Origin of the sequence: Kordia sp., assembly GCF_022447245.1 — a bacterium.
Lineage (GTDB): Bacteria > Bacteroidota > Bacteroidia > Flavobacteriales > Flavobacteriaceae > Kordia.
In genome coordinates, this window is the sequence record NZ_JAKVBC010000025.1 from 20,983 (window position 1) to 38,695 (window position 17,713).

The following is a 17,713-nucleotide window of genomic DNA, read 5'->3' on the forward strand; positions in this document are numbered from 1 at the left end:
AATATGCATTTCGAAATATCGGAACGTAAACTCCTTTTACGTGTTGTCGATTTAGTGGCACTACTTTTCGGGCTATATGTCGGTTCGAATGTTTTTAATTTTGATTATTTCAAATTTACAGAAGAACGCTGGTTATGGAGCGTCGTGCTAATTGTATATTATGTATTATTTTCTACGATTTTAGAATTGTATGATTTGCAAAAATCGAGTCGTTATGATTCTACTTTTCAGGGGATTATACTTTCAGTTTCTATTACGGTGTTATGCTATTTGTTGACACCAATTTTAACGCCAGAATTGCCTGAGAATCGTTTGCAAATTCTCTACTTTTATTTAGCGATTGCGGTTACGATATTTTTGTGGCGATGTGCCTATATTTTCTTTATTTCGTCTCCACGTTTCTTTAAAAATATTCACATTATTGGAAACACGGAAGAAATCAAAATCATGTCCGATGCTATTGAACGCAATACAAAGTATTATAAAATTGTAGGATACATCAACTCAAACCCAAACGATAAAGAAAAAAATGGAGTATTGGCTGATTTGGAAGAAATCACTAGTTTGGATTTGAACAAAGTGGCAGAAGAAAAATATGTTTCAGAAATTATCATAGCAAGTAATCAGCGTGAAGAGTTAAGCAAGCCTTTGTTTGATAGTTTAATTGGATTGTTGGAGACTGGATTGCCTATCAAAGAATACATTCAGGTATATGAAGAATTGACATTTCGTGTGCCTGTTCAGTACATCGGAAAGGATTTTTATAAATATTTTCCGTTCAGTCGAAGCAACCAAAATAAATTATATCTATTTTTTCATCGCTTTTTTGATATTGTACTTTCTTCAGTAGGATTGTTGGCGAGTCTTGTATTTATTCCATTTGTTTTGATTGGGAATTTAATTGGAAATCGTGGTCCGTTGCTATACACACAAGAACGTGTTGGAAAAAATGGTGTGCCGTTTAAAATCTACAAATTGAGAAGTATGGTTGTCGATGCCGAAAAAAATGGCGCTGTTTGGGCAACTCAGAATGACTCACGAATTACAAAATTTGGTGGTTTTTTACGCAAATCACGTTTGGATGAAGTGCCACAGTTTATAAATGTCTTAAAAGGAGATATGAGCATGATTGGTCCACGTCCAGAACGACCTGCGTTTGTAAAGCAATTGTCAGAAGATTTAACGTTTTACGAAATTCGACATGTTGTAAAACCTGGTGTAACAGGTTGGGCACAGGTAAAAACAGATTATGGCGCTTCTGTAGAAGACAGTTTACGAAAGCTGCAATATGATTTATACTACATAAAACACCGAAGCTTCTTTTTGGATTTAAATATTATTGTGAAGACCCTAAGTACTGTATTATTCTATAGAGGTAGATAATTTATATTTCTTGGGTATTCTGGATTTTTTTGATTAAAACTTTCTAACTTTCTAACAGAAAAAAACTACCTTGGTTAGGTAAAATAAAATCTACAAACCAACCATTTTAAAAAATCATCATGAGAAACATTGAAAACCTTGTCTTTAAAGGTGGAGGCGTTTTAGGAATTGCTTATGCAGGCGCACTTCAAGTATTAGAAAATCACAACATATTAAATGGAATTAAGGGTGTTGCAGGAACTTCAGCAGGTTCTATTGTTGCTGCTTTAGTCAGTTTAAAGTATTCGGCACCAAAAATTAAAGAAATTGTAGCAGCTACGAATTTTAAGAAATTTGAAGATGGATTTAACCCATTGCGAATTGTTACTAAATACGGATTGTATGAAGGTGATTATTTTTTGAATTGGTTAAAAGGTATCATCAAAGAAAAAACAGGAAATGAAAACATCACATTTGCAGAGTTAGTTGCTGATGGATACAGAGATTTGCATGTGTTTTCTACAGATTTGAATACTAAAAATGTTCGAGAGTTTTCAAATGCACATACACCAAATGTTGTTGTAGCTGAAGCTGTACGCGCTTCCATGTCAATTCCATTTTTCTTTGAAGCGTGGAAGTTTACAAACAATAATCCGGACGACCATTTATATGTAGATGGAGGAACTGTGTATAACTATCCAATTACCGCATTTAAGCCTATAGAGAATACTTTAGGTTTCTTTTTGCATAGTAAAGATGAAAAAGTAACTGACTTAGGTTATGATAGCATTGTTCATTATGTAAAAGATTTGTTTGAAACACTGATGAATGCACAAAATATAGACTTTGATAAAGATTCTATTGAAAATAAAGTGACTGTAAAAATTGACGATTTAGGAATTTCGGCGATAGACTTTGATATAACTGACGAGCAAGAACAGGCTTTGTATAACTCAGGATTTCAGTCAACAGAAGCATATTTGAAGCAGAATTCGTAATTAACATAACAAAAATATTTAAAAGCAAACTACACTGAGCGCAATCGAGGTGTAGTTTGCTTTTTTATTGATAATTATATTAAAAATAAATAGTTAGAAAGTGATTATCTCATGTGTTTCACAATTTTACTTCAGTAATACTAGATGTTTTATCTTCTATATATTGTAGTGAAATTATATATCATGAAAAAAAGAAAGTTAAAAGAATTAAATTTAGACAAGAAGTCAATTGCGAAGTTAATGTTTGAAATAAAAGGAGCAAGACACGATAGTAGTGTTAAAAGGACGCAATCAGCGCTTACTCTGTGTCCTAGATGTCCAACAATTCTAGGAATGGATCCTATGTGTGATATTCAGCAAGCATAACTTTTATGCATCGTAAATATGGCAAAAGATGGACTTTATCTTAGAGTTTATCTTTTGCTATTTTTAAAAAGTAGTACGTGATATATACATAACGAACTAAAAACTTTAAAATGAGTGGAATAGCAGCCAGAGCAAATACTTGAAAATTAATAAGCCACAAAAACAGCATAATTACGATTAAACCAATCAATGTTGCAGAATGTTTCCACAATGCTTTACACTCTTTCCGTTTCACAAAAAACTTGCGGATAAAGAATATGTTTATAGGTGCAAACCACAAAATATTCCAATTATTCACTGTCATGGAATGATCAGTGGCAAACCAAAGTAATAGAATCATAATTCCACCCAAACCACTAAAAAGCATTATAAAAGCATCTAGCCAACGTGTACGCTTCTTATTTTTAAAATCTAGAAACGTCACAATAAGTGTGATCAATAATAAAATAGAAAATACTACATACGGACTCATAAGTATATTGCCTGCTACTTTTGCATTTTCTGGTTCTTTTAAAATCACTTTTACTTCTTTTACTAATGGAGAACCATCTTGAGTTGTTGCATTTTCAAAAGCTTGAAACACATAATCTGGTAAAAACTCATATTCTAATACGGTAGCTTTTCTATCAATAACAGCACCTAAAGCAATATTGATTCCAAAGCTAGACCAAGAATTATGGACTACATAATCATGAATAAGTTCTCGAAATGTTTTGCTAGTAGTAATATGCTCTTCCTTAAAAACTATGTCATTACCAAAGGTTTTGTTGACTACTTCTCTAATTTTCGTCGCACAGTTATTAAAAAAGAAGTCGTATTCATAAGATCGGTTTTTTTCTTTGTAGTTATCTTCTAAAAAGGCGAGAAGCGAACGTGTTTGGTCATGCGTTAAGTTTAAAACTTGTTCTTTTACCCAACGTTTTTCACGTTTATAACTATATACAAAGTTTCTAAATTGTGTTCTGCCTAATTGATATGGAAGTTTTCCTTGTGCAAATTTTATATAAAAAAACGGTGTATTAAAGTCAAAAGTTCCATAATTGTATACCATATCATAACCGTATACAGGATCTTTTAGTCGAAATGCATTGTGTCCAAACGTAGAATACAACTCGGAACCAGGACCACAAGTAATAACAGAAAAAGTGGCTTCTGGAGAAAGTTTAATTTGTGTTTTTTCTTGCCCAAAAACAATTCCAACATAAAGAAATAGAAGAAATACAAGTTTTTTCATCAGTGTGACTTTATCTGATAAAAATATCACTTTTTATCTTTGAGAGGAAACAACGGCTTCGTTATTTTTATGTTAAAGCAAGATTTATCTTCTAAACAAGCTCCAATCAATTTTTAACGAAAATACATTTGAATATACAGCAGCACTTTGATCTCCAATATCTGTCAAAGCATAATCAACCTGAATTCCTTTATACTTAAAGCCAATTCCCAAATTTGGTTGAAACGTTAATGATTCAGATCCAAAATTGTTTTCGTTTTGGAAATTTCCGACGCCAGCTCTTAAAAATACTAAATCAGTATAAGCAAATTGTAAACCAACGGCAGGCGTTACACTTGCAAATGATGTAGAAATGATATCATTAGTTTCAGCAAAACGCATATTTAAATCTACTTCTGCTGTAAGTGTATAATCATAATTAAATGTAAAGCTACGTGCTACACCAAATTGTAATTTTGGAATGGTAATCTCTGTCGTTTCTGGTAAATCTTGTGTTGGAATTTGATCACTAACATTGTTGAATAAATCCTCGTCAATGCTCCATGTGTTGAATGTTGTGGTAATATCACGCGCCATCAAACCAAATTTCCAATCGTCATGTCTAAATTGTAAACCAAAGTCAAAACCAAATCCCCAAGAAGAAGCAAAATCCCCAATAATTCTTCGGATTACTTTAGCATTAACTCCCCAATTTAAACCTTGTACGGGCATTCTTCTTGCATAAGAAAATGTAATTCCATAATCGGCAGCAGAGAAGAGGCTGATACGGTTAAAATCAATATTTCCTTGGCTATCGATTAATTGAGTAGTATTTAAGATGTCATCAACTCCAAAGCGAATCAATGAAATTCCCCAAGCACTTCTGTCGTCAATAGGCATTGCAAAAGCGGCATAATCATACAGTGCAATATTTGCAAAATAACTAGAGTGCATCAATGCGATTTGCTTGTCTTCTAATTGAACCAAACCAGCAGGATTCCAATATCCAGAGTTTACATCACCAATATTTGCCACTACGGCATTTCCCATCCCAAACGCGCCAGCATCAACACCAATATTCATGAATTCATTAGAATATTTAGCCACAGATTGTCCGTTTGCAACATGTGCAATTATTATAAAGAGGAATACAAGTAACTTTTTCAAGAGTGTAATTTTTATACAAATATGCAATTTTCTACCCTAATAAACTCAAAAAACACATAGATATTGTGCGGAAATAATCAACATATCTACTTATGGACTATAGAGTTTGTAAAGTTTATTTATTTTTACAAAAAATCAAGTACATGAATATCAAAAAACACATTCCAAATTTCATCACATTATTAAATGTTTTTTGCGGTTGTTTGGCAATAATTTTTGCAGTAAAAAACCAATTAGAAATAGCTGCTTTTTTTGTGTTTTTAGGTATCTTTTTTGACTTTTTTGATGGCTTAGCAGCCAGATTGTTAAAGGTGCAAAGCGAATTAGGTTTACAATTAGATTCGCTCGCAGATATGATTACCAGTGGAGTTGTCCCTGGAATTGTAATGTACCAGTTGTTCAACAGGGCTTTAGATATTCATGAGAAAGTAAATGATGGACATTCTTGGTCAGATACTTGGCATTGGTTTCAAAATGAAGTACATATATTACCACTTTTAGGACTTTTAATCACGCTTGCTTCAGCATACCGCTTGGCAAAATTTAATATTGACGAAAACCAAACCTCTTCTTTTATTGGATTACCAACACCAGCCAACACTTTATTAATCGTATCATTTCCATTAATACTGGCATATCAAGATATTACGGTTATTGATGTACATGCAATTATCTTAAACAAGTGGTTTTTAATAACAATGACACTATTAAGTAGTTATTTGCTTAATGCTAAAATTTCATTATTCGCTTTAAAATTTAAAGATTGGAGTTTTAAAAAAAATATGGTAAAATATATTTTCATTATTTTAAGTATGTTATTAATGGTCATCTTACAATTTGTTGCTATTCCAATCATCATCATTTTGTATGTGTTGATTTCTCTATTAAAAAAATGATTATATGCTTATAGATATTACAAGTTCGCCCTTCAACGCTTCCGCAGATGGATCTCATGACGATACAAAGGCCTTAGAAGCAGCTTTTGCAGAGATTCAAAGAATAGGCGGAGGAACTATTATATTCCCAGAAGATGCTTTTGTGTGTATTTCTAAATCTATTTCATTACCCAGTAACGTAAAAATTACTGCACATAGTGGTAAAGCTAGAATCAAATATTACAATGCACAGAATACTGAAACCAAACATCTTTTTACAGGAAACAGTGTTGCTAATATAAATATTTCCAATATCGTGTTTGATACACGACACCAAAGTCCTTCTGTTGCGGCTATTTTGATTACGGGGTATAAAGAAAAAGCTATAGAGAATTCGAATATTACAATAGAAAATTGTGATTTTAAAGGTATTAATACAAAAGGCGCTTGTGCAGTTCGAATTCAAAAAACTAACGGGTTAACTATAAAGAACTGTTGTTTTAAAGATAGTTGCATTGGAATAGGAATATGGAAACGAAACTCTGGGATATCCTTGTTAGACAATACTTTTTCAAACACAATTACCAATACTGCAATTCGAATTATAGGAAATACAGATACTTCAAAAGAAGAATACAGCAGTGATGTTAGCATACAAAGAAATGTAGTAAAAGTACCAGCCAAAAAGTCTGTCATCGGAAAGGATGGAAAAGCAAAAGGAAGACCTGATAGTTCTAGTGCAATCTATTTGACCTGTGGAGATAAAGATTATACCGGAAATTCAAATTTTCATCTCAATGTAAATATTTCTCACAACCATGTTGAAGGGCCAAGATTGGGGTTTTTTAATGGAGGTTCAGCAGATTTGATTTCGGTAAAAGATGTAAAACACTTTCAATGTAGACATAATGTATCCTGTGGTTCTGGTGATTTAGGTTTTGCTTTTGAACGTTGTCATGAAGGTGAGATAAGTCATAATAGAGCAGAAGAAAACAATTCATGTGGAATTGCCGTTTGGGGATCTTCCTATCTGACATTAGTACACAACAAATGCGGAAGTAATGAGCAAACTAGAGATGGTATCTACAGAAATCATCCGTATGGAGGCATCAGAATAGAGTATGCAAGTCACAATATTACTTTGGAAAATAATGAATTTTATCATTTAGCATCAGAAGCAAAATTGACTCAACAATATGGAATTGTTATTAAACACACGAATATAAAAGGTGTAAAACTATATCCGAGTGCTGTAAAAGTTGCTAATAATATGAGCTCGGATCAGATACATGGAGCCATTTTTAACGAAGTTGATGATACTGAGATTTTATAAAAAATACATGGTATAAACACTAATTTGTAAAAACAAAAAAGAGGCGAAAAGTTCGCCTCTTTCATTATTCTTTTGCATTTTCGAAATCGAGTTTCTTTTCTCGTAGTTCGAAATTTTGTCCCAAGTATACTTTTCGAACCATTTCATCTTCTGCGAGTTCTCTTGGCTTTCCAGCTTTCAGAATGTTGCCTTCAAACATTAAGTAGGTTCTATCGGTAATTGCAAGTGTTTCTTGTACGTTGTGATCTGTGATCAGGATTCCAATGTTTTTATTTTTTAAATGTGCTATGATGCGCTGAATATCTTCTACGGCAACTGGATCGACACCTGCAAAAGGTTCATCTAGCAATACAAACTTTGGATCTGTAGCTAAGGCTCGTGCAATTTCAGTTCGTCTTCGTTCCCCACCAGACAATAAATCTCCACGATTTTTACGAATATGTCCTAAACCAAACTCTTCAATCAACGATTCCATTCTATGATGTTGTTCTTTCTTTGAAAGCTTCGTTAATTGTAACACGCTTAAAATGTTTTCTTCAATGCTTAATTTACGGAAAACAGAAGCTTCTTGTGCCAAATATCCAATACCATTTTGTGCACGTTTGTACATGGGAAACTTGGTAATTTCCATGTTGTCCAAATAGATTTTTCCGCCATTAGGTTTTATCAATCCTACGATCATGTAGAAAGAAGTTGTTTTTCCAGCTCCATTAGGACCTAACAATCCTACAATCTCTCCTTGATTTACTTCTAAGGAAATTCCTTTTACAACTTTTCGTCCTTTGTAGGACTTCATGATACTATCAGCTCTTAAAATCATATAATTTGGTCATTATAAAGGGTAAAAATAACAATTTCGCTACAACGCTAATACTTTTTTAATACGAAATTAACTTCGAGTATTATTTTAGATTCAATTAGACTTCATATAATAAGTCTAAAAAGCGAAGCTCTCTAACTAATTTTGTGCTTCCAAAGCTTCCCAATATTCATAAGCTCTACGTAAATGAGGAATCACAATAGTTCCACCGATTAACGTAGCAATACTCAAAGTTTCTACCACTTTTTCTTTACTCAAACCTTCTTTGTAGCAGGATTCTAAATGGTACTTTATACAATCGTCACAACGCAACACTGTTGATGCTACTAAACCTAGTAATTCCTTTGTTTGTACATCTAAAGCTCCAGCAGTAAATGCATTGGTATCTAGATTAAAAATACGTTTGATTATTTTATTGTTGTCAGCTAAAATTTTATCATTCATTTTAGCTCTGTATTCATTAAATTCTTCTACGGGATTAGCCATGTTTAAATTTCTTTTTATAATTTTTTTCGACTCTTTTTGAGATTATAATACCAACTTCATATAAGATCAAAATAGGAATTGCCACTACAATTTGACTGGCAACATCTGGCGGTGTAATAATAGCAGCTAGAATTAGTACAACTACTAGCGCGTGTTTTCTATACTTACGTAAGAATGCAGGAGTAATTAATCCTAATTTTGATAAGAAATATATAATTAAAGGTAATTCAAAAACTAGAGAAACTCCTAGTAATGTGTTTGTTAGTAAGCTAATGTGCGATTGTACAGTAATTGTGTTTTCAATAGAATCTGTCACAGAAAAGTTATAGAAAAAATACGATGACATTGGCATAATTACATAATAACTAAATGCCAAACCAACTAAAAATAATAGCGAAGCTAAAAAGATAAACCATCTCGATTTTCTACGTTCTTTTGGGTTTAATCCTGGAGCAATAAACTTCCATGCTTCATACAAAACATAAGGAAATGCTAAAATAAGTCCTAAGATTAAAGAGGTCCAAATTGCCATGGTAAATTGCCCAGTAACGTTCAAATTAACCAATTTATCATCAAAAGTTAATGAACAAAAATCACTATCAATACTGAACAATTGAAAGGCTTCACAGAAGAATTTGTACGTAATAAATTCACCATCCAAATGTACAATCAAAAAGTGATTATAAATTGGTGTAATAAATACGAAAATGACACAGGCAATGATAAATATTGCAGCAAAGCTTCGAATCAAATGCCATCTTAGTTCTTCTAAGTGAGCTAAAAATGACATTTCGTTTTTATTTTTCCCCATTATAGTATTCCTTCTTTTACTAAATCATGCAAATGTACGATTCCTGCGTATTTTCCTTGCGATTCTACAAGTATTTGTGAAATTCCGTTGTCCTCCATGACTTCCAAAGCTTCTACTGCCATGGCTTCGTTTTCAATTCGTTTTGGATTGGACGACATGATATTTTCTGCGGTTAAATTACCAATAAAATCATTATCAGATAACATACGTCGAATATCTCCATCGGTAATTACACCCAAAATTTCATCAGCATCATTTACAACTGCTGTAGCGCCTAACATTCCTTTAGAAATTTCTACAATGACATCTTTTACCGAACTCTTAGCAAATACTTTAGGTTTTTGATTTACGGAAGACAAATCATTTACACGTAAGTATAATTTTTTACCTAAAGCGCCACCAGGATGATATTTAGCAAAATCTTTACTTGAAAATCCTCGTAATTCTAACAAACAAACAGCTAAAGCGTCACCCAATACTAATTGAGCAGTTGTGCTTGTTGTTGGCGCCAAACCATTTGGACAAGCTTCTTTTTCAACATATGCATGCAATACATAATCAGCTTGCGTTCCCAAAAACGATTCTCTATTGGAGGTAATAGCAATCAATTTATTTTTACTATTCTTAATTAGTGGAACTAAAACCTTGATTTCAGGAGTATTACCGCTTTTGGAAATGCAAATTACGGTATCGTGTTCTTGAATAATACCTAAATCACCGTGAATAGCATCTGCAGCATGCATAAAAATTGCAGGAGTTCCTGTAGAATTCAGTGTGGCTACAATTTTGGTAGCAATATTGGCGCTTTTTCCAATTCCAGTAACCACAACTCTACCGTTGGAGTTGTAGATACACGAGACAGCCTCGGCAAACTCATCATCGATTAATGGGATTAAATTTTTTATTGCATTATATTCTGTTTCAATGGTTTGCTTAGCAACACTAATAATACTATCTTTATATTTCAAAATGTTTAATTTTAATAATTGTCATTACTAAAGAAAATAGTATCTTTAGTGTATGCAAATGTATGTAAAATAGTAAAAAGATAGAATGAGTTTAGTAGAAATTGACTTATACAAGGAACTAAAGAAGCACTTCGGGTTCGGTCAATTCAAAGGACTACAGGAAGAAGTTATTAAAAGCATTATCAGTGATCATAATACCTTTGTTATCATGCCAACTGGAGGTGGTAAATCTTTATGTTACCAATTGCCAGCGTTAATGAAAGATGGTACAGCGATTGTTGTTTCTCCCCTAATTGCCTTAATGAAGAACCAAGTAGATGCCTTACGCGGAATATCTTCCCAAGATGGTATTGCACATGTGTTGAACTCCTCACTTACGAAAGCGGAGACAAGACAAGTTAAAGAAGACATTACAAATGGAATTACAAAATTATTGTATGTAGCTCCAGAATCATTAACCAAAGAAGAGAACGTTGAGTTTTTGCGTACTGTTCAAATTTCTTTTATGGCGGTTGATGAAGCCCATTGTATTTCAGAATGGGGACATGATTTTCGTCCCGAATACAGAAATTTAAGAAACATTATTAAAAAGATAGGAGATAATATACCTATTATTGGTTTGACAGCGACTGCTACTCCAAAAGTTCAAGAAGATATCTTGAAAAACTTAGGAATGTCGGATGCTAATACCTTTAAAGCGTCTTTTAATAGACCTAATTTATTCTACGAAGTACGACCAAAAACGAAAAATGTTGATGCAGATATTATTCGTTTTGTTAAGCAAAATCAAGGAAAAAGTGGAATTGTATATTGCTTGAGTCGTAAACGTGTAGAAGAGTTGGCACAAGTACTTCAGGTCAACGGAATTAATGCAGTTCCATATCACGCAGGTTTAGATCCTAAAAAGAGAGCCAAGCATCAAGATATGTTTTTGATGGAAGATTGCGACGTAGTTGTGGCAACAATTGCTTTTGGTATGGGAATCGATAAACCAGATGTTCGCTTTGTAATTCATCATGACATACCAAAAAGTATTGAAAGTTATTACCAAGAAACAGGTAGAGCAGGACGTGATGGTGGAGAAGGACATTGCTTGGCATTTTATGCTTATAAAGATATTGAGAAGCTAGAAAAATTTATGGCTGGAAAACCAGTGGCAGAACAAGAAATTGGTCATGCCTTACTGCAAGAAGTAGTCGCCTATGCAGAAACTTCTATTTCTAGACGAAAATTTATATTGCATTACTTCGGAGAAGAATTCCCAGATGATGGAGAAGGAGCTGATATGGATGATAATGTTCGTAATCCAAAAAGTAAAGTTGAAGCAAAAGACCAAGTTGTAGAACTTTTAAAAACGATACAACTTACAAAACAAACATATAAATCGCGCAACGTGGTAAATGTTTTAATCGGGAATGAAAATGCTCTGATTAAATCGCATAAAACACATTTACAACCTTTCTTTGGTACTGGAAAATCTCATGATGACAAGTATTGGATGGCATTAATACGTCAAGTATTGGTTGCGGGATTGTTGCGAAAAGATATTGAATCGTATGGTGTTATTAAATTGACACCAGAAGGTTTGGCATATTTGGAAGCTCCTGATTCATTTATGATGACAGAAGATCATAATTTTGATGAAGTAAATGATGCCAGTATTATAACAGCATCTAAAAGTGGTGGTGCTGTAGCCGATCAAAAATTGATGGGCATGCTGAAAGATTTACGAAAAAAAGTTTCTAAGCGTTTAGGTGTTCCGCCATTTGTGGTTTTTCAAGATCCTTCTTTAGAAGATATGGCGTTAAAATATCCAATATCTATCGATGAAATGAAAAACATTCATGGAGTAGGTGATGGAAAAGCTAAAAAGTATGGTAAAGACTTTATCGAATTCATCAAAAAGTATGTAGATGAAAATGATATCGTTCGCCCAGATGACTTAGTAGTGAAGAGTACAGGAATGAATTCTGGACTAAAACTATATATCATTCAAAGTGTTGATAGAAAACTTCCATTAGATGATATTGCAGCTGCTAAAGGGCTCGAAATGCATGATTTTATAAAGGAAATGGAGCAGATTGTATATAGTGGAACAAAGTTGAATATTACCTATTGGATCGATGAAGTTTTAGATGAAGATCAACAAGAAGAAATTCATGAATACTTTTTAGAATCTGAAAGTGATAAAATTTCTGAAGCTATGGAAGAATTTGATGGTGATTATGACGATGAAGAATTGCGACTCTATCGTATCAAATTTATTAGTGATGTAGCAAATTAGATCAAAAATATACCCATACAAAAAGCGGTTTGATAAATTATCAAACCGCTTTTTGCTTTTATGTAATTGGGCTTCTATAAGAAGCCTGTATTTCTTGCTTGTTCTAGTAGAGATTCGTCTCCTTTCTTTTCAACATCAAATACTTCTTTCAAATGTCGTTTACGTTTTTCTATAGCTGCCAACGATAAAGGAATATGTTCCGTTAGATTTTTAGTTTTAATACCTTTTGATAGGTGAAAAAGAATATTTCTGTCAATATCATCCAATACTACTTCGTTGATAATTCGGGTTCGCAATAATTTTGTTACCGTATGGCTATAATACGGCGGATCGGTTAATACTACTTGGAAGGCACGCATCAATTCATCTGAAGTGACATCACTTTTTACTAAAAAACCATCAGGATTGATGTTTTTCAAGATGTTGTGAATTCTAAAGTTGTTATTGAACATGGTAAGGATTACAACTTTCGTATCGGGTAACAATTCTTTTACTTTGATTCCTAAGTCTTCTCCTGAAATAATTTTTCCATCTGCTGATGGAGGTAATTTAATATCTAAAAATACAACATCGTATGCAGTTCCAGTGGAAGCATTTTTAATTTTTGCATAAGCGCCATCGCAATTGTCAGAAGTATCAATTCGCAAAGTCATTTCTTCAGAATTAATACCTAAAAGGGCATTTTTATAGCCTTCAATGATCATTGGATGATCATCTACTATCAGTACTTTTATATCTTTATTCATATGGTAAGGTTAGTTCTATGTTAAAGGAACGTCAACACTGATAGAAGTACCTTTACCTGGAATGGAGTTAATGGTAAATTGTCCATGAAGTAAAGTGACTCTCGATTTCATATTCTTTAATCCAATACCGCTACTTCTTTTATCTTGGTCAAAACCGACGCCATCGTCTTTTATGGTAAGGATAATGCGATCATCATTCTTCTTAAAATCTAGTATTGTGTTTTCTGCTTGCGCATATTTATTTATGTTTTGGATGGACTCCTGAATAATACGGTAAATATTAATTTTTATATGCCCCGGAATGTCCGTCCAAACGATTCTATCATCTTCTTCAATTTGATATTTAAAGTTAGTTATTTTGGATTGTTCTTCCAAAAGATTTGTGATCATTGTACTATAACTCGTTGTTTTATCAAAATTATCCAATCCGAGCTCATGGGATATGTTCCGAACTTCTTCTTCAATACTTTGAAGTTCATTGATATACTGCTCTCTTACCTTTTTAGAATTAACATCATCTTTTGCATTTAAACTTCCCAAACTAATACGAGTTCCAAACAATCTTCCCAAAATTCCATCATGTAACTCTAAAGAAATACGTTCTTTTTCACGTTTTCTACCTTCTTCGATCTTATCTTGTTGATCAATCATCAAGTTATAAATCTCTTCATTGGCACGTTGTTGCTGTTGTTCCATTTCTAACTCCTTGTTACGCGTGCGTTGTTGCGTAATCACGTAAATCAAAAATCCAAAAAAGATAATTGCGGTTGAGATTGCTACAATCCATGTATTTTGGAGACTTAGTCTTTGGTTTTGGGTTATATATTGATCCGTTTCAAATTGGATTCTTGCAAACTTATTTAATTGTGTTCGTTCTTGCCTTAATAAACTATCATCTAAATGGATATAAGTTTCTAAATAAGCAGTACCATTGTCGCTGTCAATTTTTGAAGATGCCAATAAAGAAAGTAATAATTGTTTCATATTGCTAGACTCTATAGCGGCTGTCCTAGCTTGTGAGATATATTTTTGACTTAAAACGGTATCTCTCTTTTTATGGTAATATTCTGCAAGGTGTAGTTTACTGATAGCAATACCAGACTTATAGTTTAAACTTTCCCTTATTTTTAATGATTTATAAAATAAATTGGGTAGTTTTAAAGTATCATTTGACAAAAATTTTGAATAGGCTAAATTATCTAACAGAGTAGCATAATGCTTAGGATTTTTTATATGTAAACTATCAAAACTCAGTGCCTGTTCAAAATTATCTATTGCGTCTTTATATTTACCTTGATCTCTATAAACAAGTCCTATGTTATTCAGTGTGTATGTCTTCAATCTATCATTTTCTTTTATCTTTTGAAGATATTCTAATGCTTTATTATGATATTCTAGAGATTTTTCATAATCTTCGAGATTCATAGAAATAATACCTAAATTATTATAGCAACTATATAATCTTTTACTATCGTTATGTAACTCAAATAATTTTATGGCATTGGTGAGCATAAATTGACTTCCAGAGTAGTCTTTTAATTCTTTTTGAATCCTAGCCATATTGAGAAGTAATTTTCCTATGTCTTGATGTTCAGGATCTATATGTTGAAATATATTTTTTGCTCTATCATAAAAATAGAAGGCACTATCTTTAATATCATTCCGTCTGTAATAAAATGCAATATTCCAATAATGGTTAGCTGCAGACATTGAATCTTTTACTTTGAATGCAAAATCTAATCCCTCTCTATAAGTTTTTTTGAAGTTAATAGTATCATTTAAATTGAAATAAGATTTTGAAATACTTTGTAATTGCTTACTTCTTATAGAATCTTGATATTTACTTTTTGAAAGTAATATATAGGCTTTGTTAATAGCTGCTATTCTTTCTGCTATGCTAATTTTTTGATTTCTAGAATTATCAATAAGTATTTGCACTTCATTTTTTTCTTTATTTTGAGCTGTGCATAATAAAGAAAAAAAGAATATTATTAAAATGAAATGCTTGTCCATAAAAAATAGGTTTCTAACAAAGTTATTTTTATTTTTTACAAAAAAAAAGTCTTAAACAATTGTTTAAGACTTTTCTTATCCTAAAGTGATATTTTATCCATTTGGGTTTTGGTCATCTTCAATGTCACCATCTTCTGTTCCTGTTACATTTTCAAAAACATTATCATCACCTGCGTCTGATGTGCTGTTTGGCTCACAAGCTATAAATCCTAAGTTTACTACTAATAATAATGCGAATAATCCGAATACTTTTCTCATCTCTTTAAATTTTAATTAAGTTACTAGTTCTATTTGGTTTGTCATTTTTTCCTATTTCTCTGTAAAGCTCTATAAAAGTGATTTTTAGGTTATTACCTTACTAATTTTCTTGTTTTAAATCTCACTATTATCAAAAAACTAATTATACTTCCTAATTATTCTAGAAGCTTTTCTTAAAATTCTAGTTTATTCACCTTACATTTTGTTTTTTGATGTTTTTAAGAACTTAAAATCAATTTAACTACCTGAAAATCAGCAATTGAAATTTGATAGTTTTATAACTTGATTTCAAAAATCAAGTTACTATCTAAAAATAATCTTTAGGTATGGTTTTTCAGTAAAAGAAATATGGGAATACAATAATATCGATGTAAGTATTATTTTGTTCTATGTATTTCCAAATTGTTTTAGGATGCGTATCTTCGCAGTGTAAATTAAAAATATAGAGATGGAAGACGGATTATACGCAAAATTTCATACGAGCAAAGGAGAAATCCTTGTTAGCTTGACATATCAAAAAACACCTGGAACAGTTGGAAACTTTGTGGCTTTGTCAGAAGGTAATTTAGAAAACAATGCAAAACCACAAGGAACACCATATTATAATGGACTTAAATTTCATAGAGTAATTCCAGATTTTATGATTCAAGGAGGCTGTCCTTTAGGAACAGGTACAGGAAGCCCTGGTTATAATTTTGATGATGAAATTCATCCAGAATTAAAACACAACGAGCCAGGAGTACTTTCTATGGCAAACGCTGGACCAGGAACAAATGGAAGTCAATTTTTTATCACACACGTTCCAACACCTTGGTTAGATGGTAAGCATACAGTTTTTGGACATGTTGCGCACGGACAAGAAGTAGTGGATGCAGTTGCTCAAGGAGATTCAATCGAAAAAGTTGAAATTATTCGTGTAGGAGCAGAAGCAGAAGCTTTTAATGCTATAGAAGCGTTTAGAATATTTAATGGAGCTAAAGCTGAAAGAGAAAAGGCAGCTAAAGAAAAAGCTGAAAAAGAATTAGAAGAAATCGCAACTGGTTTTGATAAAACAGAAAGCGGATTACGTTATAAAATTATCCAAGAAGGTAACGGAGTACAAGCAGAAGCTGGAAAAACAGTTTTTGTACATTATAAAGGAATGTTCCCTGATGGTGGAGTTTTTGACTCTTCTTACAAGAGAAATGAACCAATCGATTTCCCATTAGGACAAGGAAATGTAATTCCCGGCTGGGATGAAGGAATAGCATTGTTGAAAGTAGGAGACAAGGCACGATTTGTAATTCCACCACATTTAGGATACGGAGCAAGAGGCGCTGGAGGTGTTATTCCTCCTAATGCCACGTTAATGTTCGATGTTGAATTGATGGATGTAAAATAAATTATACAAAAACGCTCTGAAAATCTCAGAGCGTTTTTTTATTCTATTTATTATAATGGATTTAGAAAAATTAAAATATCCCATGGGGAAACCACAAATTCCTGAAGTTATCTTAGATGCTCATATTTCAGATTGGATAACAGTATTAGAAGTTTTTCCTGAACGTTTAAAAAGTTTGGTCGAAAATCTTTTGGAAGTACAGTTAGATACTTGTTATCGACCAGAAGGTTGGACAGTTAGACAAGTAGTTCACCATATTTCAGACAGTCATCATAATAGTTATACACGCTTTAAATGGACTTTAACAGAGAATCAACCTGTAATTAAAGCGTATTATGAAGATCGTTGGGCAGCATTATTTGATAGTAAATCAGCTCCAATTGAATTGTCAATCAATACAATAAAAGCCTTACATGCAAAATGGGTGTACTTTTTAAAAGGACTTTCGAAAAGTGATTTAGAACAAGTTTTTATTCATCCAGAAGGAAACGAAAAAGTCAGCCTACAAGAAAATATCGGAATTTATGCTTGGCATTGCAATCATCATTATGAGCACATCAACCAACTAATGATTCGTAAGGGGTGGAAGTGACTTTGACTACGCTCAGTTACAAGATGTTATTAGATTAGTA

At 32.6% G+C, this 17,713-nt stretch carries 17 protein-coding genes; 8 read left to right on the forward strand and 9 right to left on the reverse strand.

The genetic code is table 11. The features are described 5' to 3' along the window. The first annotated feature begins 3 nt into the window (after nucleotides 1-3). The 3 genes from MK119_RS16135 (at nucleotide 4) to MK119_RS16145 (ending at nucleotide 2,726) form a co-directional block, all read left to right on the forward strand. Nucleotides 4-1,383: a sugar transferase gene (locus MK119_RS16135; protein WP_290680673.1), complete on the forward strand. Its 1,380-nt coding sequence runs from the start codon at nucleotides 4-6 to the stop codon at nucleotides 1,381-1,383. Nucleotides 1,384-1,502: 119 nt separating this feature from the next. Continuing rightward, nucleotides 1,503-2,360: a patatin-like phospholipase family protein gene (locus MK119_RS16140; protein ID WP_290680675.1), complete on the forward strand. Its 858-nt coding sequence runs from the start codon at nucleotides 1,503-1,505 to the stop codon at nucleotides 2,358-2,360. Nucleotides 2,361-2,543: 183 nt separating this feature from the next. After that, nucleotides 2,544-2,726, forward strand: coding sequence for a hypothetical protein (locus MK119_RS16145; RefSeq protein ID WP_290680677.1), 183 nt, complete (start codon nucleotides 2,544-2,546; stop codon nucleotides 2,724-2,726). 40 nt (nucleotides 2,727-2,766) lie between these two features. Here MK119_RS16145 and MK119_RS16150 read toward each other — a convergent pair whose 3' ends face one another. Together MK119_RS16150 and MK119_RS16155 are read right to left on the reverse strand one after the other, a co-directional pair. Continuing rightward, a complete protein-coding gene (locus MK119_RS16150; RefSeq protein ID WP_290680678.1) occupies nucleotides 2,767-3,960 on the reverse strand; it encodes a DUF4105 domain-containing protein in 1,194 nt (397 codons plus the stop codon). A gap of 84 nt (nucleotides 3,961-4,044) precedes the next feature. Continuing rightward, on the reverse strand, nucleotides 4,045-5,106 hold the full coding sequence (locus MK119_RS16155) for a PorV/PorQ family protein (RefSeq protein ID WP_290680680.1): 1,062 nt from the start codon (nucleotides 5,104-5,106) through the stop codon (nucleotides 4,045-4,047). Nucleotides 5,107-5,249: 143 nt separating this feature from the next. Between MK119_RS16155 and MK119_RS16160 the strand changes: the two genes are divergently transcribed. Together MK119_RS16160 and MK119_RS16165 are read left to right on the forward strand one after the other, a co-directional pair. Beyond that, nucleotides 5,250-6,002: a CDP-alcohol phosphatidyltransferase family protein gene (locus MK119_RS16160; protein WP_290680682.1), complete on the forward strand. Its 753-nt coding sequence runs from the start codon at nucleotides 5,250-5,252 to the stop codon at nucleotides 6,000-6,002. Nucleotides 6,003-6,006: 4 nt separating this feature from the next. After that, nucleotides 6,007-7,314, forward strand: coding sequence for a right-handed parallel beta-helix repeat-containing protein (locus MK119_RS16165; RefSeq protein ID WP_290680684.1), 1,308 nt, complete (start codon nucleotides 6,007-6,009; stop codon nucleotides 7,312-7,314). 64 nt (nucleotides 7,315-7,378) lie between these two features. Here the strand turns inward: MK119_RS16165 and lptB are convergent, their stop codons facing one another. From lptB to MK119_RS16185, 4 genes are all read right to left on the reverse strand, one after another. Then, a complete protein-coding gene (lptB, locus tag MK119_RS16170) occupies nucleotides 7,379-8,134 on the reverse strand; it encodes an LPS export ABC transporter ATP-binding protein (RefSeq protein ID WP_290680686.1) in 756 nt (251 codons plus the stop codon). A gap of 138 nt (nucleotides 8,135-8,272) precedes the next feature. Then, the gene (locus tag MK119_RS16175; RefSeq protein WP_290680688.1) at nucleotides 8,273-8,620 is read right to left on the reverse strand and encodes a carboxymuconolactone decarboxylase family protein; all 348 of its coding nucleotides are present in this window, start codon (nucleotides 8,618-8,620) and stop codon (nucleotides 8,273-8,275) included. Continuing rightward, nucleotides 8,613-9,410: a twin-arginine translocase subunit TatC gene (gene tatC, locus MK119_RS16180; RefSeq protein WP_366512830.1), complete on the reverse strand. Its 798-nt coding sequence runs from the start codon at nucleotides 9,408-9,410 to the stop codon at nucleotides 8,613-8,615. Before tatC ends, MK119_RS16175 begins: the two co-directional genes overlap by 8 nt. Before the next feature lie 20 nt (nucleotides 9,411-9,430). Continuing rightward, entirely contained in the window at nucleotides 9,431-10,399 is a 969-nt protein-coding gene (locus MK119_RS16185; RefSeq protein ID WP_290680692.1) for a KpsF/GutQ family sugar-phosphate isomerase, read from the reverse strand. Nucleotides 10,400-10,484: 85 nt separating this feature from the next. Between MK119_RS16185 and MK119_RS16190 the strand changes: the two genes are divergently transcribed. Further along, nucleotides 10,485-12,683, forward strand: a complete 2,199-nt coding sequence (locus MK119_RS16190) for an ATP-dependent DNA helicase RecQ (RefSeq protein ID WP_290680694.1) — start codon at nucleotides 10,485-10,487, stop codon at nucleotides 12,681-12,683. Nucleotides 12,684-12,757: 74 nt separating this feature from the next. On the opposite strand, the gene MK119_RS16195 is transcribed toward MK119_RS16190, so the two are convergent. The 3 genes from MK119_RS16195 to MK119_RS16205 form a co-directional block, all read right to left on the reverse strand. Next, nucleotides 12,758-13,429 carry a response regulator gene (locus MK119_RS16195; RefSeq protein WP_290680696.1) on the reverse strand — a complete coding sequence of 224 codons (672 nt, stop codon included), beginning with the start codon at nucleotides 13,427-13,429 and terminating at the stop codon, nucleotides 12,758-12,760. 15 nt (nucleotides 13,430-13,444) lie between these two features. Next, a complete protein-coding gene (locus MK119_RS16200; RefSeq protein WP_290680698.1) occupies nucleotides 13,445-15,442 on the reverse strand; it encodes a sensor histidine kinase in 1,998 nt (665 codons plus the stop codon). Nucleotides 15,443-15,535: 93 nt separating this feature from the next. Next, nucleotides 15,536-15,700 carry a hypothetical protein gene (locus MK119_RS16205; protein WP_290680699.1) on the reverse strand — a complete coding sequence of 55 codons (165 nt, stop codon included), beginning with the start codon at nucleotides 15,698-15,700 and terminating at the stop codon, nucleotides 15,536-15,538. Nucleotides 15,701-16,148: 448 nt separating this feature from the next. Here MK119_RS16205 and MK119_RS16210 point away from each other — a divergent pair, with 448 nt between their 5' ends. Continuing rightward, nucleotides 16,149-17,081, forward strand: a complete 933-nt coding sequence (locus MK119_RS16210) for a peptidylprolyl isomerase (RefSeq protein WP_290680701.1) — start codon at nucleotides 16,149-16,151, stop codon at nucleotides 17,079-17,081. 82 nt (nucleotides 17,082-17,163) lie between these two features. Further along, nucleotides 17,164-17,673 carry a YfiT family bacillithiol transferase gene (locus tag MK119_RS16215; protein ID WP_366512831.1) on the forward strand — a complete coding sequence of 170 codons (510 nt, stop codon included), beginning with the start codon at nucleotides 17,164-17,166 and terminating at the stop codon, nucleotides 17,671-17,673. The last annotated feature ends 40 nt before the right edge of the window (nucleotides 17,674-17,713 follow it).